Source organism: Peribacillus sp. AS_2 (genome assembly GCF_026891895.1).
Lineage (GTDB): Bacteria > Bacillota > Bacilli > Bacillales > DSM-1321 > Peribacillus > Peribacillus frigoritolerans.
Genome location: NZ_JAPTGA010000002.1, coordinates 102,251 through 123,619, shown reverse-complemented (window position 1 = coordinate 123,619; position 21,369 = coordinate 102,251). Strand labels below are relative to the sequence as shown.

Here is a 21,369-nt window from a genome sequence, read left to right as displayed (position 1 = left end):
TGAAAATTATGAAAGCTATACAGATTCCGTCTAAAGGCGAATGAATTATCTGTATTAGAAGCAGCACCACTTATGTGTGCTGGTGAAACAACGTTTAGTGCATTAAGAAACTGCAAAGCTCGGCCTGGCTATCGTGTATGTATCCAATAATCTATAATAAATATTTTTTAATTATTTGTTAAATTCTGAATTATTTGTTGAAATATATATTGGAAGGTGTTTTAATAAATGTAAGAATATAACTTATCGGATATGTGATGTCTGAAAGGATAGAGGATGGGTGTGTAAATATGGGGAAAATATTCACCAAGAAAGTATCGGAAACAGTCGAAGAAGAAATAGAGAAGATGATTGAATCTGGCAAATTCCAGTCAGGTGAAAAGCTACCTTCCGTTAGGGAATTATGTGATTTATTCGGTGTTGGACGTTCCGCTGTCCGAGATGCAATCACAACACTAAAAGGAAAAGGTACTGTTTACGTGAAACAAGGGGAAGGTACATACATTTGCGAATTTGATTCCGCAAAATTGTTTACCAACCATATGTTAATCCCCAGCTGTGAAGACATAAAAGACTTATTTCAAGTCAGGAAAATATTGGAGACAGGTATTGCGGAAATGGCTGCTTCCAATCGGTCGGTACAAGATTTGGTACGTATGGAAGAAATCCTTTCAAACCTCTGTATCAATGGCTGGGAAGGGGACTACCACTTTCATATGGCGATTGCTAATGCGACAGGAAACAAAAGCCTGATCCAATTAGTGCAAACCATTTCAACCACCATGAAGAAGGCAATGATTGATTTTCACAGGTATATTCAAGAGAATGAGAACATCGTAAAAACGATGGATGAACAACATGATAAAATCTATGAATCAATAAAGATGGGGAACCCTATAAAAGCTAATCAGTCGATGATTAACCACTTACAATATGTTGAAGAAATTTTGCAAAACAATATTTTACAAAAGGTATGAAGTTTAAAATGTTTTTTTTGCAACAATATAGAAACGATGTTGGTTATTACGAAACAAAAAGGAGGCGTGGGTTTTGATCGTAGCGGATCTTCTATCAGATTTAAAGTCATTTTTACCTGATGTGCAAATAGTTGATGGGAAAAACCAAAGACATCCACTTGGGAATGGTGGTCAGGTATCTGTTTACCCGAAAACAGAGGGAGAAATAGCAAGTATTTTAAAGTATGCAAACGATAAACGGAAAAAAATAACGGTGGTAGGAGGCGGAACCAAGAGAGGTTTTGGAGGATTGATTGAAACAGCTGATATCTTACTCTCATTATCGAAATATAAAGGAATTGTCAAACATACTGTAGGAGATATGACATTAACGGTTAAAGCGGGTACTTCATTTAAAGAATTGCAAGAATATTTGGCACAACATAATCAGAAGGTTTCGCTGGACCCTGTATGGCCTGAAGATGCGACAATTGGCGGAATCATTGCTTCAAATGAAAGCGGTCCCAAAAGATTGGGTTATGGTTCTTCCAGAGATGTGGTAATAGGACTTCGCTTGGTTTACCCGGATGGCAGTATCATAAGAGCTGGGGGAAATGTAGTAAAGAATGTTGCTGGGTACGATATGAACAAACTTTTTATAGGATCGATGGGTACACTTGGTATTTTATCTGAAGTGACTTTGAAGCTTAGACCAATACCAAAGTACGAAAGCCTTGGACTGTTAGTGTTTCCCAATGGAAATCTCGAAGAAGTTCGGTCACTAGCAGTTAAGTTGTTGGATTCAGTGATGGAACCAATCGCTTTGGAACTGATAAATCCTGCTTTATCGGAAAGGTTAACGGGTCAAAACGTTTATACCTTAGCAATTTCATTTGAAGATGTGGAGAGCTCTGTTCATTACCAGGAGGATTTTGTAAAAAACATCCAACCTTCTAACGCAAAAATGACAGTGCTTTCACAAAATCAGGCACAGGCTTTTTGGGAAAAATTTTATTCGATTTCTCCAAATGGGGCAACACTTGCTAGTGGAAATCAGATAGAAGCGGCATTGAAAATAGGCGTTGTTAACCTAGATGTTTTGAAGGTCATTAAAGAAAGCCACATTTTACATCACTCTAGTACTCTTACAGTAGAAGCACATGGTGGACTAGGTCATGGAATATGCCAGGTTAACCTAAAGGGAACTGAAGATGAAGAATTAACACAGGTAATATTAAAGCTCAGAAAATCCGTCGAAGCATTGGGTGGTTATGTGATTGCGAAGCATCTGCCTTTAACGCTGCGTCAGCAAATAGATGTATGGGGTGAAAAACCATCACATTTCTTCTTGTTAGAAGGAATTAAAACAAAGATCGATCCTAATAGAGTACTTAATAATAAAAGATTCGTGGGAGGGATATAATAGTGAGTCTGAGAGAAGTTGATATAAAGCAAGATCCATCATGTACATCTAATAGCTTAAGCAACTATCTATGGAGTGATAAGCCTGATGAAAACAAATGGGCAGATTGCGTACATTGTGGTATGTGTTTGGAATCCTGCCCAACATATGAGCTAACAGGCCAGGAACAGCATTCTCCCCGTGGGCGTGTTCATCTTATCAAATCAGTAGCAGAAGGAAAGCTTGAGGTGAACGAGCAATTCATGGATCCTGTTTTTGCTTGTCTTGACTGTCGTGCATGTACCACTGCTTGTCCGGCGAATGTAGATGTCGGAGGATTAATTGAAGAGGCTCGCGGACAAATTCGACAGGCGATTCCATTGACAGGAGTGAAAGGAAAAGTAAGTAGATTAGTACTTGAAGGAATGTTCCCACATCAAAACAGACTGAATACAGTGGGGAGTTTATTAAAGTTCTATCAGAAGAGCGGATTGCAGAAAGTGGTTCGCAAAATAGGGTTAATGAATATTATGCCACAGCATTTAATTGAGATGGAAGCAATTATGCCTGAAATTAAAGAGCCTGTACGCAAAAAATACAATAATGAAAAAGTGATCAAAGCATTAGGAAAAACTAAAGCAGAAGTGGCGTTTATGACAGGTTGCGTGATGGACGTTATGTTCAGTGATATTAATCAGTCCACGATTAATGTTTTAACACGAAACGGAAATGATGTGACAATTCCGCAAAACCAAACTTGCTGTGGAGCCTTACATGTTCATGCCGGTGACCGTGAAACTGGAAGAAAGCTGGCGAAACAGAATATCGAAGCGTTTAAGGATGCTGATAAAGTCATCGTTAACGCAGCAGGATGCGGCTGTATGCTTCAGGAATATGCAGAATTGTTTCGTGAAGAGCCTGAATGGCATGATAAAGCTGAAGAATTTTCCGCGAAGGTCGAGGACATCTCTAAATATATTCATGAAACAGGCTATGAAATACCAAAAGCTGAATTGAACACTCGTATCACATATCATGACGCATGCCATTTAGCACATGGTCAAGGAATTCGCCAGGAACCGAGAGACCTCCTTGTCAGTATTCCAGGAGTTGAAATGGTACATATGCCAAACGCAGATCGCTGCTGTGGAAGTGCAGGTATATATAACATCACTAATCCGGAAATGGCCGGTGCCGTGCTAGAAAGCAAAATGCAAAATGTGCCATGCGATGTTGAGATGATTTCAATGGGTAACCCAGGATGTATGCTTCAGATGGCAATGGGGGTACAGAAATTTGGTAGAAATCAAAAAGTCGTCCATACAATTCAGCTTCTGGATTGGGCTTATCAAAAAGAGGATGATCTAAAGGGGGGACAGTAAATGGCACCGAAAAAAATAAAATCGAATGATCGACATATAAAGAATTTAGAAGCTATTGTTGGCGACGCCAATTCAATTCTATTTCACAAAGAGGATCTGCTTGCCTATGATAGCGATGGATTTACGCTTCATAGACACTTACCTAAAGCGGTTGTGTTTCCAAAAGATACTCAGGAAGTAGCCAAACTAGTTAAATATTGTTCCGAAAATAAACTGCCGTTCCTAGCCCGTGGCGCTGGAACTGGATTAAGCGGCGGTGCTATACCTTTAAATGATGAAGTCATTATCAGTCTGGTCAGGATGAAGAAGCTATTAAGCGTTGATCTCGAAAATAGACGTGCTGTTGTACAGCCTGGTTTTATTAATCTTAAACTCACGAACTCTATCTCTGATAAAGGATATTACTATGCTCCGGATCCTTCTAGCCAATATTGTTGTACAATTGGCGGAAATGTCGCAGAGAATGCTGGAGGGGCTCACTGTCTTAAGTATGGAGTAACCACGAATCACATTCTAGGGCTGGAAGTAGTACTTCCTAACGGGGAAATTATAGAAATGGGTGTAAATGGAATTCCTGATTCTCCTGGATATGATTTGCTCGGTCTGTTGACAGGGTCTGAAGGAACATTAGGCATTGTAACGAAAATCACTGTTCGTATATTGAAAAATCCGGAAGCGAAACAAACTGTTCTTGCTTATTTTGATAAAGTGGAGGACGGAAGTCAGGCCGTATCTGATATAATTTCAGCAGGAATCGTACCGGCAGCCCTTGAAATGATGGATAAAACAGCGATTGAAGGAGTGGAGGCGGCTGCTTTTCCAGTAGGTCATCCAAGTGATATTGAGGCTGTCCTACTCATTGAAGTGGATGGAATCTCAGTAGGTATTGAAGAGCAAATTAATCACATTTTGGAAGTGTGTAAGTACAGAAATGTACTTGAAGTGAAGGTAGCACAGGATGAACTCGAAAGAGGTAGATGGTGGGCCAATCGTAAAACAGGATTTGGTGCCATGGGAGCCATTTCACCGGACTATTTAGTACAGGACGGTGTTATTCCACGAAGCAAATTGCCCGAGGTATTAAACAAAATCAATCGAATCAGCGAAGAATATGGTTTGCGAATCGCTAATATTTTCCACGCGGGTGATGGGAATTTACATCCACTTGTTCTTTTCGATGCCAGAATCCCTGGGGAAAGCGAAAAGGCCCTGGCAGCTGGTAGTGCCTGCTTAAAAGCATGTGCTGATGTTGGGGGGACGATTACAGGTGAACACGGAGTGGGGATTGAAAAAATAGAGGAAATGCGTTTCGTCTTTTCTGACGAAGAGATTATTGCACAAACAGATATTCGAGAAGTATTCAATCCTCATAACCTTTTAAATGCAGGGAAATTATTCCCGATGCCGGGACGCTGTGTTGAGATAAAAAGAGATTTAAAAGAAAAAGAAGCAGCTGCTATATCTTAAATATGTTTGTCTAGTAAGGAGCAGTCCATAAAACGGATGAAGCCAATTCATTTCGTGGCAAAGTCCTTTTGCTAAAGTTTAGAGATAAATATAAATTATTATAATATTATGAAATATCCGAATCCATATCAGGTATCGTGCCATCGTTTTTATAGACATATAAAGAAACATTGTTTTGTAATAACAAACAAACAGAGCAATTAGGATAATTACATCCTAGAGTGAACAAATTACTTTTTTCCAGAGAAGAATTATCTAAAATAAAATCTTGATTTACAAGGAGGAACTCATAGTGACAAAATATATTAAATCAGGGAATCTTCAAGTTGCAACGGAATTATTTGAATTTATTAATTCAGAAGCTCTACCAGGTAGTGAAGTGGATCGTGATCAGTTTTGGTCTGGTTTAGAAAATTTGATAAATGAATTAACTCCTAAAAATAAGGAATTATTGGCACATCGTGAAGAGATTCAAAATCAAATAAATGCTTGGTATCGAAAAAATAATAATGATTTTGATTTTGAAGAGTATAAATCATTTTTAAAAGAAATTGGATATCTTGAACCAGAGGCTGAAGACTTCAAGATCACCACTGAAGGTGTGGATGCCGAAGTAGCTATCCAAGCTGGACCGCAACTGGTTGTTCCAGTTAATAATGCTCGTTATGCAATTAATGCCGCCAACGCCCGCTGGGGAAGCCTTTATGACGCACTTTATGGTACAGATGCAATCAGTGAAGAAGATGGTGCACATCGAGAAGGTGGCTACAACCCAGTTCGTGGTGCGAAGGTTATTGAGTTTGGAAGAGAGTTTCTTGACCAAGCAGCTCCATTAAGGGAAGCTTCTCATAAAGATGCTGTAAAATACACAATTGAGTCTGGAAAGCTGAATGTTGCACTCCGGAATGGAGAAACGACAAGACTTGAGGACGAATCGAAATTAACTGGCTATCAAGGACAACCACAAAATCCAAGTGCTGTACTTTTGAAAAATAATGGCCTGCACTTTGAAATTCAATTCAATTTCAGTCATCCAATCGGAAAAACTGACGAGGCTGGCGTTAAAGATATTCTATTAGAAGCAGCAGTAACGACGATTATGGACTGTGAAGATTCAGTAACTGCGGTAGATGCCGAGGATAAAGTTCTAGTTTACCGTAACTGGTTAGGATTAATGAAAGGAGATTTATCTGCTACCTTCATAAAAGGCAATAAATCAACGACAAGAACTCTTAATCCTAATCGCATTTATTTTACCCCGACGGGAGAAGAATTGTCTTTGTCAGGTCGTTCACTTTTGTTTGTTCGTAATGTAGGTCATTTAATGACGAATAATGCAATCTTAGATCAAAATGGGGAGGAAATCCAAGAGGGGATTTTAGATGCAATCATCACTAGTCTTCTTGGAAAACATACTCTTTTAGGAAACGGCCCATACCAAAACACATCCGAAGGATCCATTTACATCGTTAAACCTAAAATGCATGGATCAAAAGAGGTCGCTTTTGCCAACCATCTATTTGATCAAGTAGAGGAATTGCTCGGTCTAAAACGGAATACTCTAAAAATTGGTGTTATGGATGAGGAGCGCCGCACATCTTTAAACTTAAAAGCTTGCATAAGCGAAGTTAAGGAACGGGTAGTATTCATAAATACCGGATTTTTAGACCGTACTGGTGATGAAATCCATACCTCTATGGAAGCGGGAGCAATGATTCGAAAAAGTGAAATGAAATCATCCACTTGGTTGCAAGCCTATGAAAAATCGAATGTTAATACAGGCCTTGTAAGCGGCTTCCAGGGGCGTGCCCAGATTGGAAAGGGTATGTGGGCTATGCCGGACTTGATGAATGAAATGTTAAAACAAAAGATTGGACATGTAAAAACAGGTGCAACTACGGCGTGGGTTCCATCACCTACTGCAGCTACATTGCATGCACTGCACTACCATCAAGTTGATGTAACGAAGGTCCAAAATGAAAAGATCAGTGAATCTAGAGACTTGAGGGATGAAATTTTACAATTCCCAGTTGCGAAACATTCTAATTGGAGCCCGGAGGAAATACAGGAAGAGATTGATAACAATGCTCAAACTATGCTAGGTTATGTTGTTCGCTGGGTGGACCAGGGAGTTGGTTGCTCGAAAGTACCTGATATCAACGACGTGGGACTAATGGAAGATCGTGCGACCTTACGTATATCCAGCCAACACATGGCGAACTGGCTACACCACGGTATCATAACAAAGGAACAAGTGCTAGAGACGCTTCAGCGTATGGCTAAAGTAGTAGACGAACAAAATGCTGGAGACGCTGCATATCGCTCAATTTCTGCGAATTTTGACGATTCGGTGGCATTTCAAGCTGCATGTGACCTGATTTTTGAAGGTTATAATCAGCCAAGTGGCTACACTGAGCCAATATTGCATCGTCGCCGCATTGAAGCAAAAGCAAAGTTTGCTATAAAACAATAAACAACTAGGGGACATTCTATTTTTTACAACGTCACGATTTACAATGTAAAGAGTATATTGCTAACTTAATTGAAGTACTGCAGTTTCAACAACTAACTTTCATTATTAAATAGTGATAACAGATTGGGGGAGTTGAAGCTATGAAAGACCTTCGGGAAAAAGCACTAGACCTTCATATGAGTACTAAAGGGAAAATAAATGTAAATGTAAAGTAGCTGTAGAAATTTCCAGGGATTTTTAAAGGGGCACTTCAGGTGTTCGCTTCTGAAAATAATGAGTAAATGAAAGTGGCAGCGGTTTATGCAATTGCAAACTTAATTCAGCCGCAAGAACTGACACATGATTATGTAATACCAAATGCTTTCGACAACCGAGTAGTAGAATCTGTCGCCAATGCTGTAGCAGAGGCAGCAATACAGTCTGGTGTTGCGAGAAAAAAATCGAAATAGAAGTCTGAGAGGAGCAATAAAACAATGAAGTTTACTAGGTTTATAGCTAATTCTTCCATTCATACAGGTGTTAAAGAAAAAGGTATAATAAGAGTAATTAAGGGCGATATTTTTGGTGCTTGGGAGTATACAGGCCAAACATTTTCTCAGGGTGAAGTTAAGTCTATTGCACCCCTAGAACCAAATCAAATCATTGGAATCGGTGCAAACTTCGTTTCAAATGTGGAGGATCTTCCGGAACAGCTCCCGGAAATTCCAGTATTCTTCTTTAAGCCAACTTCATCAGTGATTGGACCTGAAGATGAAATTATCATTCCAGAGGGTATCAAGGAAGTAAAGTTTGAATCCGAATTAGCGATTGTCATTGGGAAAGAGGCAAAAAATGTGCCTGAATCCGACGTACTGGATTATGTTTTTGGATACACAGTTGGAAATGACGTAACAGCACCCCAGTTTTTCCACCAGGATGGCCACTGGACAATTGGTAAATCATTTGACACGTTCACTCCATTAGGTCCTGTTATTGAAACCGTACTTGATCCTTTTAATGTAAAGGTCAAAGCAAAACTGAACGATGTTGAAAAACAAAACAGTGCAACTGAACTGATGATTATTCCAATTCGCAGAATGGTTTCCTATCTGACAAAAGTTATGACACTTAAACCGGGAGATGTAATTTTAACAGGTAGTCCTGTTGGAGCAGAGTTGGTCGGCGCAGGCGACGTTATAGAATGTGAAATAAAGGAAATTGGAAATCTTCGAAATACATTTGTTACGGCTAAAGAAGGTGCAAGAGCGTATTAGGTACGGTTAAAAATTTTTAGAGGTTAGTTCCAAATTGCTGGAATCAATTGATTTGAGATCGGAAGCAAGGCAATACTTGCAAGAACTGGAGAATACCACAAATAAGGTTATCCATCTAGTTGTTTATGACCAAGGTGAAGTGGTGTATATTGAAAAGTTAGAAGGAAACGAAACTCTGCGAATGCACGCTAAAGTTGGAAAACGAGAACCCATGCTTTGTACTTCAGTCGGCAAAGCAATTCTTGCTTATTTGCCATCTAATGTCGTGCTTAACATTCTTGAGCAAAAGGGAATGCCAATGTATACTGACAAAACGATTACGAATAAAGATGATTTCCTTCAAGAACTCATTCAGGTTAGAATTAAAGGCTATGCATTGGATCTAGAAGAAAATGAATACGGAATTACTTGTATTGCCGTTCCTATTTTTGTTCATTCGGGGAAAGTCATTGCTGCTGTCATCATATCTGGTCCAACAAGGCTTGATTTTAAAGTGGAATTACTTTCCAATATATTTTTAGAATTTTTTTTAAAGAAAATTTGCCCGATATATCTTTTTTTCAAAATAATCGGGCAAATTTTGAAATTGGTTTTAAAATTTTACCAATAATTTGTATAATTAAAATAGGATTAGTGTTTGTTATATAACAACTACTTATATAGTTACTAAACAATAGTGTTTTTTCGCAAACTTACAGAAACATTGTTTCTTAATACGAAACAGAAAGGGGGAATTGTCTTATAGAGTGTTATCATGCCGATAGAAAGTGTTAAGGGAAATATTGAAGACAGCAGATTTGCTAGCGTTTTTCTTTTTGTATATCTCACCTTAGTCGCAATAAACCTTTAGTAACTAAAGGTTTAAAGTACTTTATAGTCCCTTTACCGGACAAGCACTATTATGATTTTATCATTACGCAACCAAGATAAAATCACATACATCCGGACTTTACAACACGAAAAAATTGAATATTTTCAGTGGATTCAAATTTTTTTCACTTTCTTGTAAATTAGAGCAGAAGAAATGGTAGCATATTTTAATAAAAATATGTAAGCGATTACTTTTAGGGACTATAAATTGGAGGGTACAATATGACATATACACAAAACTTTACAGTGGTAGGAGATAGCCTCGCTTTATCCGCTATCGTTGCAGTAATTCCAATACTTTATTTCTTCTGGGCATTGGCAGTGAAGAGAATGAAAGGGTATCTGGCGGGGCTCACGACGCTATTAATTGCTTTGATGTTGGCGGTTATTGCATTTGGAATGCCAACACAAATGGCGATTATGTCTGCTACACACGGGGCAGTATACGGGGTTTTGCCTATTGGTTGGATCATTATCAGTTCAGTTTTCCTTTATAAATTAACCGTAAAAACAGGACAATTTGATATTATTCGTAATTCAGTTGTTTCACTTACGGAAGACCGTCGTCTTCAGGCACTATTGGTAGCGTTCTCATTTGGGGCATTTCTTGAAGGAGCCGCTGGTTTCGGTGCGCCTGTTGCCATTTCTGCTGCACTTCTTGTTGGTCTTGGATTCAATCCTTTATATGCAGCTGGCTTGTGTTTAATTGCCAATACAGCACCGGTTGCATTTGGTGCAATAGGAGCACCAATTATTGCGCTTGAGGGACCTACCGGAATTTCTGCGATGGAGATTTCAAAAATGGTTGGTCGCCAATTACCGTTTTTATCTGTAGTCATACCATTTTATTTAATCGTGATTATGGCAGGCTTTAAAAAAGCCTTCGAAGTCATGCCTGCAATTTTAGTAACTGGTATTACTTTTGCTGTAACACAATTCTTAAGCTCTAACTTCCTTGGACCAGAACTTCCGGATATTTTATCGGCTCTTGTTTCATTACTTGCTTTAGCAGTTTTCCTTAAATTTTGGAAACCGAAAACCATCTTCCGTTTTTCAGTCGAACAAGAAATGGCTGCAACACTTGCTGTAAATGAACCTACCGGCCACAAGCTAACTTATACCGGCGGACAAATTTTTAAAGCGTGGTCACCATTCCTGGTTTTAACGGGAGTAATCTCCCTTTGGGGAATTCCAACCATAAAGCAGGCACTAACAGGACACTATGAAGGAACAAATGTTGTTCTATCAATGATTAATTCTATAGGGCATGCATTTTCGTTTATACCTAACGTTCCATTATTAAATAATAAGATTATAAACGCTGCGGGAGAAGCGATACCTGCCTTTTACAAGCTGGAATTGCTAGGTGCTGCTGGTACAGCGGTTCTGATTGCAGCAATCATTACGAAATATATTGTAAAAATTTCTTGGAAGGGTTGGATAGTTACATTCGGTGAAACACTAAACGAACTTAAATTTCCCATTATCACAATCGCTTCTGTTGTAGGATACGCTTATGTAACAAACTCTTCAGGAATGAGCACATCTATGGGGATGGTATTGGCGAAAACAGGATTTTTATTCCCTTTCTTCTCTCCTATACTAGGCTGGCTAGGAGTGTTCATTACTGGTTCTGATACTTCAGCCAACTTACTATTCGGTAACATGCAAAAAGTTACAGCTACTTCAATAGGCATGGATCCGGTGCTCGCAGTGGCAGCGAACTCTTCAGGCGGAGTTACCGGAAAGATGATTTCGCCTCAATCAATTGCAGTAGCTTGCGCCGCAGTAGGCCTAGCAGGGAAAGAATCTGATTTGTTTCGATTCACTATAAAGCATAGTATTATACTGGTGATTATTGTTGGAATCATGACATATTTGCAGAATGGGGTGTTATCCTGGATGATTCCTTAAGTAAGATTGCAAAGCAAATATCTTTATTTAGAGTCAATATGAGATCAATATGAGTTGATAAAAATAAGAAAAACACCATTTAAAAGTCGCAAGTTTGTCAAACGACTTTTAAATGGTTTTTTTCATTGGAAAAGAAAGATAGCTACGCATGAAGTTGATGGCGCACTTATAGAATTAAATCCAAGAAGGATATAAAGTCCCACCTCTTGTTGAACACCATATGATTAATAAAATGCAGTCGGACTTGTCTATATGTTCGCTCCAGCACTTGGTCCGACAGTGGCAGGTGTAATCATCCAATATTTATCATGGCATTATATCTTCTGGTTGTCACTGCCGTTTTTGATTATCGGGTTGTTGGTAGGTCTGAAGTATGTGGAAAATGTCACCGAAGTTACAAAGATCCGTATCGATCCTCGGTCCGTCATACTTTCAACGCTTGGATTAGGAGGAATCGTTTTTGGTTTCAGTCATGCAGGTGAAGGCTCTGTAGGCTGGACAAGTCTAGTTGTGAAGACATCAATTATCTTTGGGTTAGTTGCTATCGTACTATTCATACTGCGTCAGAATTTAATGAAACAACCACGTGTCTTTATGTATCCAATTTACACTGTTGGGGTCATTTTGGTTGTAATGTGCATGATGATATTTATGTCTACCATGATTATTCTGCCAATGTATTTGCAAAATCAAAATGGTTTGGGACTTTCTACATTGGTAGCTGGGCTCATGTTGTTGCCGGGTAGTGCGTTGAACGGAATCCTATCGCCGCGCATGGGAAGCTGGTATGACAAATATGGTCCGAAGTGGCTTGTGATTCCAGGAATCGTTATCATGGCGGTCATGTTATGGCTTTTCTCCAGCATATCCACCGCTTCTACATTAACTCTTATCGTAGTTTTGCATATCGGGCTCATGATTGGCTCCGCCATGGTGCTTATGCCAGCTCAAACCAATGGCTTAAACCAATTGCCGTCTGAGTTATATCCGCACGGTACGGCTGTTATGAGCACTGTCCAGCAGGTGGCGGGTGCAATTGGTACGGCAGTCTCAATTAGTATTCTTACGAGCGGCAGTGAACATTACTTGCAGGGCTCCGCTGCGCCTACTCAACCGACCGATTTGGCAAAAGCGATGACGTTCGGGTCACATAACGTGTTCATGTTCACGATGATTATAGCATTGGTTGGGTTGGTCGCAGCGTTCTTCATACGCCGTGCAAGAGTAAATCAAGTAGAGAAACCTTCAACGAATTGATGTTTAGATGGGATGGAAGTATATGAAAAAAGGAGGGTGCAAGTACAAAAATGAGTGATGATAAACAGCAAATCCTAGCCGTTTATGAACGGATTAATGATGCAATGGTTAATAAAGATACTGAAACTTTAAATACCATCTTTGAAGACAATCATAAATCGTTTCCGTATAGAATATTTTGGAACATCCATCCCTGAAAAGCTTCAAGGATGGATTCATATAAACACCATGATCCTTAGGTGTTTCTTGGATAATTCTTGTTATGGTCGATAGATAGGTAAGTTATCCGGGTTAATACGTAAAACAAACATAATATATAGAAAAAGAGAATGTGCTTATAAACGGGAACAAAATCCAGCTGTCATAATTGGTGTCTTATTTATTGAATATAGTGCAGATTTGGTCTTTATATAGAGGGGGGAATCGAGGATTATATATTTTTGCCCCCTTAATACTAAGGTTCCTTTCGAATTAATATAAATGGTCTGTGTAATGGACTGAAAAGAATGAAATTTTCTATAGACGCTTTGATCCTTTTAGGCGGTATCTATGGTATTCATGAAATATTTATAGTTGGTACACAAATGTATTTTTCAAAAATAGTAGGAATGCCATCCATCATTTTATCAACAGGGGGATTTGTTTCATGTTTAAGACAAAGCTGATCGATAATAGCATTCTTTTCAGGATAATTTTAAGACTATTCGCTTCAAATAAGTAGACGTGTTTCCCTACTTAAGACAAATCACAAGTTGTTCTCGAAAGGGGGATTTAATTTGAAGAAATTTATTGTTTGTTATACCTTGGATAATGATATTAAACGAGAAAAAATAATAAAAGGGCCAGATGTAAAGAAGGAAGACGTTCTTAAAGATGTATTAGATAAGATAGTACGAAGTAATTACTTTATTGCGAAAACCGACCAAGGAGAGTATAGGATAAATTCTTCCTTAATTCGTTATATACAGGTTTTGCATGAAATGCATTGTTTTAAATACCATACTGATCATCAATGACTAGTGAGTAAATAAAAGGTTCTCTTCAACTTTGTTGAGTAACTTGAATATGGGAGAGAAGAGTAATGTCAGAAACGTATCGTTCTCGTCAGGAACGAAAACAAGTGGAAAAAACAAAACAAGATCAAAAAAAAGGTAAAAACTACCCTAAAAGAAGGTCTTTCTTGAAAAAAGTTTTACTTTGGTGTTTTCTGTTAGGAGTTATTTCAATTGGAATAGGGGCAGTTACGGTTGCAGCAATGATTAAGGATGCACCTAAAATAGATTCTTCAAAACTAGTCGATCCGCTTTCTACCAAATTATACGATAAAAACGGGAATTTCCTTTACGAATATGGTAAAGAAAAGCGGACAAAAATTGAGTATTCTCAAGTTCCAAAAATGTTGGAACATGCTTTCCTTGCCACGGAGGATGTACATTTTTATGAACACAATGGCATTGATATAAAAGGAACTGCGAGAGCAATCTCCAAGAACCTAATAGGGGATTTCGGATCTCAAGGCGGAAGTACGATTACACAGCAGGTCATTAAAAACTCCTTTTTGTCACCTCAGAAAACAATAAAGCGGAAGGTACAGGAATGGAGCTTGGCCTATCAGCTTGAGCAAAAGTATTCTAAACATCAAATCTTAATGATGTATTTAAATAAGATCTACCTTGGAGACGGGGCATATGGTGTAGCAGCAGCCGCCAAAAATTACTACGGAATCGATGCCGATGATCTAAATAAATTGACGCTTCCGGAGGCCGCTATGTTAGCGGGGCTTCCACAGAGTCCAAGTTATTACGATCCCACTGAACCGGAACATGTGAAAGCTGCAACAAATCGTCGTAATAATGTTTTAAAAGCTATGTATAAACAAGGGTATATTACGAACAAGCAATTGGAGGATGCAAAGAAGGTTCCAGTTACATCAGGACTTGTTCCAAAAAAGAAACAACAAGGAATGCCGTACGAGGCGTTTTTGGACGCTGTTGTAAAAGAAGTTGAAAAAAAGCAGAAAAATGTTGATATCAGTTCGGATGGATTATCTATTTATACGACGCTAGATCCAAAAGCTCAGACCTTAGCGGATAAAATAATGAACACCGATACGATTATTTCTTATCCAAATGACAATTTTCAAGGAGCCTTCGTATTTTTAGATACAAAAACAGGAGAAGTTCGAGCTATTGGAAGCGGTCGAAACCAATATAAAGCTTCCTTCCGAGGCAACAACTTTGCGGTTGATATTAAACGACAACCAGGATCCACTTTCAAGCCAGTCTTTGATTATGGTCCTGCTATTGAAAATTCAAAATGGTCTACAGCACACCAAATTAATGATCATGAGATAACCTACTCAAACGGTCAATCTATTTCTAACTGGGATCATCAATATCACGGAATGTTGTCTATTAGAACAGCACTTCAATGGTCATACAATATTCCGGCACTCCTTACCCTTCAAGAAGTAGGAATGGATAAGGCACAAAACTTTGCAGAAAATCTGGGTATTACTTTTAATAATAATAAGGTGTACGAATCATATGCGATTGGAAGTAATACGGTTAATCCATTAGAGTTGGCAGGGGCATATAGTGCTTTTGGAAATAACGGTGAATACAATACACCACATTTTGTTCGTAAAGTTGTCTATCCTGATGGCAGAGTTGTTAATTTTACTCCAAAACCAAAACGTGTTATGCATGATTACACAGCTTATTTGGTGACGGATATGTTACGGACAGTCGTAAAATCTGGTACAGGAAAAACTGCAAATGTTCTTGGACAAGATGTGGCTGGAAAAACTGGCACAACCAATTTTGACAGTAAAACCAGAGCACAATATGGATATCCAACCGGTTCGGTAAATGATAGTTGGTTCGCTGGTTATACACCACAATACACTATGGCGGTTTGGACTGGATATACTAAAAATGGTCCAGGTAATTATATGGATGGAAATACAACTAAAATCTCGCACCAAATGTTTAAGGTCATGCTGGAAGCGTTTGGAACAGACCAAAGCAGATTCCAGCAGCCTAGTGATGTATACCAGGTGAATAATGAACTGTTCATTAAAGGTGCAAATCCTGAAGAAAGTCCACCAGTTACAAAAAATAATAAAGAAAAACCATTTGAAATTGGTGGAAATAAAGAGGATAAAAAACATAAACAAGAGGAAGAGAAGCATAAACAACAAGAGGAAAAGAAACACAAACAAAAGGAAGAGAAGCATAAACAACAAGAGGAAAAGAAACACGAACAAAAGGAAGAGAAGCATAAACAACAAGAGGAAAAGAAACACGAACAAAAGGAAGAGAAGCATAAACAACAAGAGGAAAAGAAACACGAACAATAAAGATTTTTAGGATGGGATTGCATTGGTCCCATCCTTTTTTTGATTCACAAAAGAAATGTGAAGGTTTCTACTTAAACGATAGGGTGCTTTACTTCAACAAGGGAGGTTGCTGAGGCAGCCTTTTTCTTATGGAACTAGAGAGGTAGTTTAGTTGAAAAAGCTTAGTTTGAACACACAGTGAAGGCTGGGAGGAATTGTCAAATAAGCAAATTCAAAATATAGATTGGTAAACGATTGCAAGGCTCAAGGTTATCTATTTATTACTGCATCGGTATATTGATAACTGGATTGTGAAAAGATGAAATTGGTTTGCTTCTAGGGATGAAGAAAATAACTGAATAAAGCCAGCTGGCATAATAGAGTTTAAAGATTAAGTGCAAGGTGAAGTTTAGAAATTATACAAAGGCAGGCTTGCTCCGCATTCCTGTCTTATATAATCAAATAAAATAGTGAAGGTGATTTTACTTTGTCTGTAGAAAATCCAGAAGGTAATTATTTATGACCACGAAGATTATCCTGACGTTAGTGGTCGCTGTGACAATTGCGGTAAAACTTAGTTTGAAAGTTCGGTTAAATATATTCGTAAATGCAGAGAGTGTGGTATGAAGAAATCGATTTAACCCTAGTATGAAAGAAGTAAAATTCGTTAAAACAACAGCATCTAAGATTGAATCCTACATTACCATTATTAACTTGGCTAACCACTTCCTATGATATACCCCTAAAAAAAGCAATGTATCTCAAAGTTGAGAAATTCATTGCTTTTTTCCATTCGCCCGAACCCCTGTGTGATCTGTCTGTTCTCACATCCATGAGTAGACTTTATTGTTGAGGAAGGTTTAGGGCTGTATTTGCTGTATTTATATCAACTTGTAATTGTTCACTTAAATCATGTGGATGATAGTAACCTTTTGAAATCATATAGTTACTTATCTCTCCATGTCTTTCTACAGCGACACGAAGCTGTTCTCTTAGGGCTGCTTTCAATTCAGGTGTTTTTGTTTCTGTAATGGCAAAAGCAAGATTTCTAATTCCAGATTTTGCGGATATTAAGAAGTCCGTTGCAATCACCTGATCAGTCATGCCGCCCATACCCGCCATATTTTGCAAAAAATTTGTCATTACTGTTCCCCCCGATTCGTTAGAATTTCCTGCAGTGTTTGAATATCTTGTGTCCCAGTGCTCATGTCTTTTAATAGTATATTTTGTAGTTCTGTATCCTGCACTAAACTGCTCATTGTAGAGGACTTTGTTAGACAAAGACTCTTGAAAGTTAAAATTTCGTGCGCCTCTAGAGTTTCATGCAGTCCTAAATTTTTCGTCAAGATTTTTTCCCTCCATTTCTTTGAGAATTCACTTACATATCTTTCGTAATACAAAAGTTTTTATTCATCATCATTTGCAAAGGTAACGTGTATTTTGGGAAGTAAACTACCTATCGGGCAATAATCCGTATAACAAACAGATGAACCGGGAAAGGTATTTTTGTTATATAGATTAGGGAGGTGAACGTATGGAAAATGAAAGCTTGGCATTTCATGAAACCATGGAAACGCATGAAATTTTGAATCTTAAAACAATAGGGTTAATGAGATCAAAATTAATGCAAGGCATTTGCTTTGACAATGACTTAAAAGCATTAATGGAAAAAGACGTACAACAATCTATAGCTGCTATAAACGAGCTAAAGGGTTTTTATACAGGAGCCCGAACAAACTATGAAAAATGAGGTGAAATTTAAATGGAGATGGATTTTTTAGATCCTCAAGGCGCTGAACATATGCCGGAAATGGCTGATTCCTCTTTCGCGCTAGATTTTTTACTCTCTATCAAAAGTGGGATTCATACTTATGGTATTGCATTATCTGAAACAGCGAATCCCGCATTGAGAAAAGCATTGTACCAGCAAATGGAGCAATCCATTGACTTACATGGTGAGTTATCCGATTTAATGATCAGGAAGGGCTGGCTTTATCCGAACGATGTAGGTAAACAGGTGGAATTAGATTTGAAATCAGCCGATATGGCGGTTAGTATCGCTGGAATGAATCTTTTCCCGAATGATACTGACAGACTCGGCATGTTCGCAACGCCGAATAAATAAAGGAGGAAAAGCATTATGAAGGCCGTAACTTACCAGGGCAATAAAAATGTACAGGTTAAAGAAGTTAAAGACCCTAACATCAAAAATTCGGATGATATTATTGTAAAGGTCACCAGTTCAGCAATTTGCGGCTCCGATTTGCACTTGATTCATCAATTAATTCCCAATATGCCTACAGATTATGTCATTGGTCATGAGCCGATGGGGGTTGTTGAGGAAGTTGGACCAGGGGTAACTAAGGTAAAGAAGGGAGACCGGGTCATTATCCCCTTTAATGTTAGCTGCGGGAGCTGCTGGTATTGCGACCACGACCTTACAAGTCAGTGTGATAATTCAAATCCTCATGGGGAAATGGGTGGTTTTTTTGGATACTCTGAAACAACTGGTGGGTATGCGGGAGGGCAAGCTGAATATATGCGTGTTCCTTATGGAAACTTCACCCCTTTCAAAATCCCGGAAGACTGCGAGGTAGAAGATGAAAAATTGGTGTTGCTCGCTGATGCAGCATCCACAGCATTCTGGAGTGTAGATCACGCAGGTGTCAAATCTGGCGATACGGTTATCGTTTTAGGCTGTGGTCCTGTAGGTCTGCTTACTCAAAAATTCGCTTGGTTTAAAGGGGCGAAAAGAGTGATTGCTGTCGACCATCTCGATTATCGTTTAGAGCATGCAAAAAGGACGAATAAAGTCGAAACCGTAAATTTTGCACAATATGAAAACACTGGCGAATACCTTAAAGAAATCACTAAAGGTGGTGCAGATATCGTTATTGACTGTTCCGGGATGAGTGGCAAAATGACTCCGATGGAATATCTTGCATCGGGTCTTAAATTACATGGGGGAGCCATGGGAGGGATTGTAATTGCGTCCCAAGCCGTTCGTAAGGCGGGAACCATACAAATAACAGGCGTTTATGGCGGCCGTTATAATGGATTCCCTCTAGGAGATATTTTCCAAAGAAACGTGGATATAAAAACCGGACAGGCTCCTGTTATTCCTTATATGCCCTACCTTTATAAACTAATATCAGAAGGAAAAGTAGATCCTGGCGATGTAGTAACCCATGTACTTCCAATTGACCAAGCAAAGCATGGGTATGAAGTATTTGATACAAGGACAGATGGATGTATTAAAGTGGTCCTTAAGCCATAAAGATGGTTGTTTTTATTTGGAAAAATAGATTTTATAACTATGGATATGGACTATGAGTAAGAAGGGAAGATATCAAACCCTTTTTTAACTTTTGGGAGTAATTTTTTACTTCTGGATGAAATACAAATACGCATAGAAGAAGATTTAAGAAAAGTGAACACCCCTGTCTTGGGAGCTACATTTACCTTATTCAAATTAACCAGAAAAGACGATTTGCCCACGGTAAGGGAAAATCGTTTTTTTTTTGGTGCTCTATGCTATCTTTTTTTGAAGGAGGTTTTTTCATTAAGGAAAACCCACGACCATTAGTTATAGGGTTTTTGTTAGTTTTTCTTTTGCCTTTGGTTTCATCCCTTTGATTAACTTGTTTTCTTCTTGGTGCATAAATCTTTCACATGTTTTTCTGTCACTTTCTTTAAGCATTTGAGATGGTAATGTCTGTTTAAATCCACTTGCATTTTGCGGAAATTTGATCAAAGCAATTACGATGACTGATATCCGAAGAAGATTATCCTCAATAGCTTCCAAGTATTATCTTTTTGTCCTCTCCAATAAACGATCTATGGAATCCTGTATGTGGCTGGAGATCGCAATCTCGGCTCTGTATACATCCCTTGTCCGGATGGCCTCAATGATTTCCATATGTTCCGATGGTGCGTCTTTTTGGTCGATCTCACCTTTGACGTGATAAAACCGGCCTATATGAAGATGACAGTGCATGCCTTTATATGCTTCAAATAAAAACGGGTTTCCTCCAGCGTTCATGATGGCATGATGAAATTGTTGATCTAAATGAGTAAAATCTAGTATTTTTTTGTTGGAAGCACCTGTGTTTGTGGAAAACATATCATCTGTAAGCGCGGCCATTTCTTCCGTCACGCTTACATTATTTAAGCGGATAATATTCCGGACCGCATGCGTCTCCAGTAATATCCGGGCCTCCAACATTTTCGCCATATTTTCAGTATCTAATATGTCACTGACCCGATACCCCTTATTTGGTTCTAAGATGACTAAGTTCTCAGAGTTTAGACGAGATAATGCTTCTCTGAGAGGTATGGCGCTAATGTTGATTTCCCGGGTTAAATGACTGATATTGATTTTTTGTCCCGGCGATAAATCCCATTCAAAAATCTTTTCTTTTAATAAATTGTAGACATATTCCGTTGTCTCTCCGCGTTCTTTTTCCTTTATCATTGAAATGCCCCTAACTTAAAAAAATTTCTATGAGAACGAGTGTTATTTCAAATAGATGTAACAACTTAAATTATTACTGATGTAGCTTTCTTCTTGTTGCCTCTATCAATAAGATAAGGCGAAACCATATTGATATCAAGAATAGAGAGTTTATAAGGGGACCTATAGTTTGCTGGATAGCTACAAAAAATATCCTCATTACTGATAATTATATATTATATTCATAAGTTTTGTAAAAAATTATATATAATATCATCCAAATTAATATGAGTTATTTAATCTGTCGATAGTATTTAAAGAAATAAAGCCTTTGTTTATAAGGAATTATTCAATAAAACAGAATCTTTTTAATTTTAAATATTTACAAAATCATATATTATGTGATATATTTTCGGAAATGATTACATACTATTTTTGAGCAGGATTCTATAAACAACAATTAAAGAGTATGGATGGGCAGGCAAAATCTTAAGTTCAAAATGGAAGCGCTTTATGCTTGCCGTATTCTTGATTGAAATTTATTGAATTAGCAGAAATAACTGTGAAGTGAAAAAATGTGATCGTTATTTTTCAAAGGAGGA

Annotated in this window: 17 protein-coding genes and 4 pseudogenes; 17 read left to right on the top strand and 4 right to left on the bottom strand. The window is 38.2% G+C overall.

The features are described 5' to 3' along the window. Positions 1–290: 290 nt before the first annotated feature. The 14 genes and pseudogenes from OTG27_RS03390 (at position 291) to OTG27_RS03325 (ending at position 16,955) form a co-directional block, all read left to right on the top strand. A complete protein-coding gene (locus tag OTG27_RS03390) occupies positions 291–977 on the top strand; it encodes a FadR/GntR family transcriptional regulator (protein WP_240520696.1) in 687 nt (228 codons plus the stop codon). Positions 978–1,050: 73 nt separating this feature from the next. Then, entirely contained in the window at positions 1,051–2,379 is a 1,329-nt protein-coding gene (locus OTG27_RS03385; RefSeq protein ID WP_268936213.1) for an FAD-binding oxidoreductase, read from the top strand. 2 nt (positions 2,380–2,381) lie between these two features. Continuing rightward, positions 2,382–3,740, top strand: a complete 1,359-nt coding sequence (locus OTG27_RS03380) for a (Fe-S)-binding protein (RefSeq protein WP_268936212.1) — start codon at positions 2,382–2,384, stop codon at positions 3,738–3,740. After that, complete coding sequence (locus tag OTG27_RS03375) at positions 3,741–5,207, top strand: FAD-linked oxidase C-terminal domain-containing protein (RefSeq protein ID WP_268936211.1); 1,467 nt, start codon at positions 3,741–3,743, stop codon at positions 5,205–5,207. Positions 5,208–5,499: 292 nt separating this feature from the next. After that, positions 5,500–7,680 carry a malate synthase G gene (locus OTG27_RS03370; protein ID WP_268936210.1) on the top strand — a complete coding sequence of 727 codons (2,181 nt, stop codon included), beginning with the start codon at positions 5,500–5,502 and terminating at the stop codon, positions 7,678–7,680. 224 nt (positions 7,681–7,904) lie between these two features. Further along, a pseudogene (locus OTG27_RS03365) lies at positions 7,905–8,129 on the top strand (NAD-dependent malic enzyme); the annotation flags it as partial. 24 nt (positions 8,130–8,153) lie between these two features. After that, positions 8,154–8,933, top strand: a complete 780-nt coding sequence (locus OTG27_RS03360; protein WP_095395220.1) for a fumarylacetoacetate hydrolase family protein — start codon at positions 8,154–8,156, stop codon at positions 8,931–8,933. 10 nt (positions 8,934–8,943) lie between these two features. Next, a pseudogene (locus tag OTG27_RS03355) lies at positions 8,944–9,543 on the top strand (IclR family transcriptional regulator); the annotation flags it as partial. 482 nt (positions 9,544–10,025) lie between these two features. Continuing rightward, positions 10,026–11,717, top strand: a complete 1,692-nt coding sequence (locus tag OTG27_RS03350; protein WP_268936209.1) for an L-lactate permease — start codon at positions 10,026–10,028, stop codon at positions 11,715–11,717. Positions 11,718–11,966: 249 nt separating this feature from the next. Beyond that, positions 11,967–12,974 (top strand): annotated as a pseudogene (locus OTG27_RS03345) (MFS transporter); the annotation flags it as partial. Between the two features lie 50 nt (positions 12,975–13,024). Then, positions 13,025–13,171, top strand: a complete 147-nt coding sequence (locus OTG27_RS03340) for a hypothetical protein (RefSeq protein ID WP_268936207.1) — start codon at positions 13,025–13,027, stop codon at positions 13,169–13,171. A 579-nt stretch (positions 13,172–13,750) separates the two neighbouring features. Then, entirely contained in the window at positions 13,751–13,990 is a 240-nt protein-coding gene (locus OTG27_RS03335) for a hypothetical protein (protein WP_268936206.1), read from the top strand. 104 nt (positions 13,991–14,094) lie between these two features. Continuing rightward, complete coding sequence (locus tag OTG27_RS03330) at positions 14,095–16,335, top strand: transglycosylase domain-containing protein (protein WP_268936205.1); 2,241 nt, start codon at positions 14,095–14,097, stop codon at positions 16,333–16,335. Between the two features lie 479 nt (positions 16,336–16,814). Next, positions 16,815–16,955 (top strand): annotated as a pseudogene (locus tag OTG27_RS03325) (DUF8096 family protein). 202 nt (positions 16,956–17,157) lie between these two features. On the opposite strand, the gene OTG27_RS03320 reads toward OTG27_RS03325, so the two are convergent. Both OTG27_RS03320 and OTG27_RS03315 read right to left on the bottom strand, forming a co-directional pair. Beyond that, on the bottom strand, positions 17,158–17,457 hold the full coding sequence (locus tag OTG27_RS03320; protein ID WP_063575942.1) for a spore coat protein: 300 nt from the start codon (positions 17,455–17,457) through the stop codon (positions 17,158–17,160). Then, positions 17,457–17,660: a hypothetical protein gene (locus tag OTG27_RS03315; protein ID WP_095396642.1), complete on the bottom strand. Its 204-nt coding sequence runs from the start codon at positions 17,658–17,660 to the stop codon at positions 17,457–17,459. The genes OTG27_RS03320 and OTG27_RS03315 overlap by 1 nt, the downstream gene beginning before the upstream one ends. A gap of 188 nt (positions 17,661–17,848) precedes the next feature. On the opposite strand from OTG27_RS03315, the gene OTG27_RS03310 reads away from it, so the two are divergent. Genes OTG27_RS03310 through OTG27_RS03300 form a run of 3 tightly spaced genes read left to right on the top strand, consistent with a single transcriptional unit; the run spans position 17,849 to position 19,591 of the window. Then, positions 17,849–18,064, top strand: a complete 216-nt coding sequence (locus OTG27_RS03310; protein ID WP_063575944.1) for a hypothetical protein — start codon at positions 17,849–17,851, stop codon at positions 18,062–18,064. A gap of 12 nt (positions 18,065–18,076) precedes the next feature. Next, positions 18,077–18,439, top strand: a complete 363-nt coding sequence (locus OTG27_RS03305; RefSeq protein ID WP_048682441.1) for a spore coat protein — start codon at positions 18,077–18,079, stop codon at positions 18,437–18,439. A gap of 15 nt (positions 18,440–18,454) precedes the next feature. Continuing rightward, positions 18,455–19,591, top strand: a complete 1,137-nt coding sequence (locus tag OTG27_RS03300) for a zinc-dependent alcohol dehydrogenase (protein WP_061463530.1) — start codon at positions 18,455–18,457, stop codon at positions 19,589–19,591. A 309-nt stretch (positions 19,592–19,900) separates the two neighbouring features. On the opposite strand, the gene OTG27_RS03295 is transcribed toward OTG27_RS03300, so the two are convergent. Together OTG27_RS03295 and OTG27_RS03290 are read right to left on the bottom strand one after the other, a co-directional pair. Further along, positions 19,901–20,119 (bottom strand): hypothetical protein, encoded by a 219-nt coding sequence (locus tag OTG27_RS03295; protein ID WP_268936204.1) that lies wholly within the window; start codon positions 20,117–20,119, stop codon positions 19,901–19,903. Positions 20,120–20,122: 3 nt separating this feature from the next. Then, on the bottom strand, positions 20,123–20,788 hold the full coding sequence (locus OTG27_RS03290) for a GntR family transcriptional regulator (RefSeq protein ID WP_268936203.1): 666 nt from the start codon (positions 20,786–20,788) through the stop codon (positions 20,123–20,125). Between the last annotated feature and the right edge of the window lie 581 nt (positions 20,789–21,369).

What these genes read in the sequence shown, in the direction of transcription:
- OTG27_RS03390 (WP_240520696.1), top strand. Translation starts at nt 291, where the DNA reads ATGGGGAAAATATTCACCAAGAAAGTATCGGAAACAGTCGAAGAAGAA.
- OTG27_RS03375 (WP_268936211.1), top strand. Translation starts at nt 3,741, where the DNA reads ATGGCACCGAAAAAAATAAAATCGAATGATCGACATATAAAGAATTTA.
- OTG27_RS03360 (WP_095395220.1), top strand. Translation starts at nt 8,154, where the DNA reads ATGAAGTTTACTAGGTTTATAGCTAATTCTTCCATTCATACAGGTGTT.
- OTG27_RS03350 (WP_268936209.1), top strand. Translation starts at nt 10,026, where the DNA reads ATGACATATACACAAAACTTTACAGTGGTAGGAGATAGCCTCGCTTTA.
- OTG27_RS03340 (WP_268936207.1), top strand. Translation starts at nt 13,025, where the DNA reads ATGAGTGATGATAAACAGCAAATCCTAGCCGTTTATGAACGGATTAAT.
- OTG27_RS03320 (WP_063575942.1), bottom strand. Translation starts at nt 17,457, where the DNA reads ATGACAAATTTTTTGCAAAATATGGCGGGTATGGGCGGCATGACTGAT.
- OTG27_RS03310 (WP_063575944.1), top strand. Translation starts at nt 17,849, where the DNA reads ATGGAAAATGAAAGCTTGGCATTTCATGAAACCATGGAAACGCATGAA.
- OTG27_RS03305 (WP_048682441.1), top strand. Translation starts at nt 18,077, where the DNA reads ATGGAGATGGATTTTTTAGATCCTCAAGGCGCTGAACATATGCCGGAA.
- OTG27_RS03300 (WP_061463530.1), top strand. Translation starts at nt 18,455, where the DNA reads ATGAAGGCCGTAACTTACCAGGGCAATAAAAATGTACAGGTTAAAGAA.
- OTG27_RS03290 (WP_268936203.1), bottom strand. Translation starts at nt 20,788, where the DNA reads ATGATAAAGGAAAAAGAACGCGGAGAGACAACGGAATATGTCTACAAT.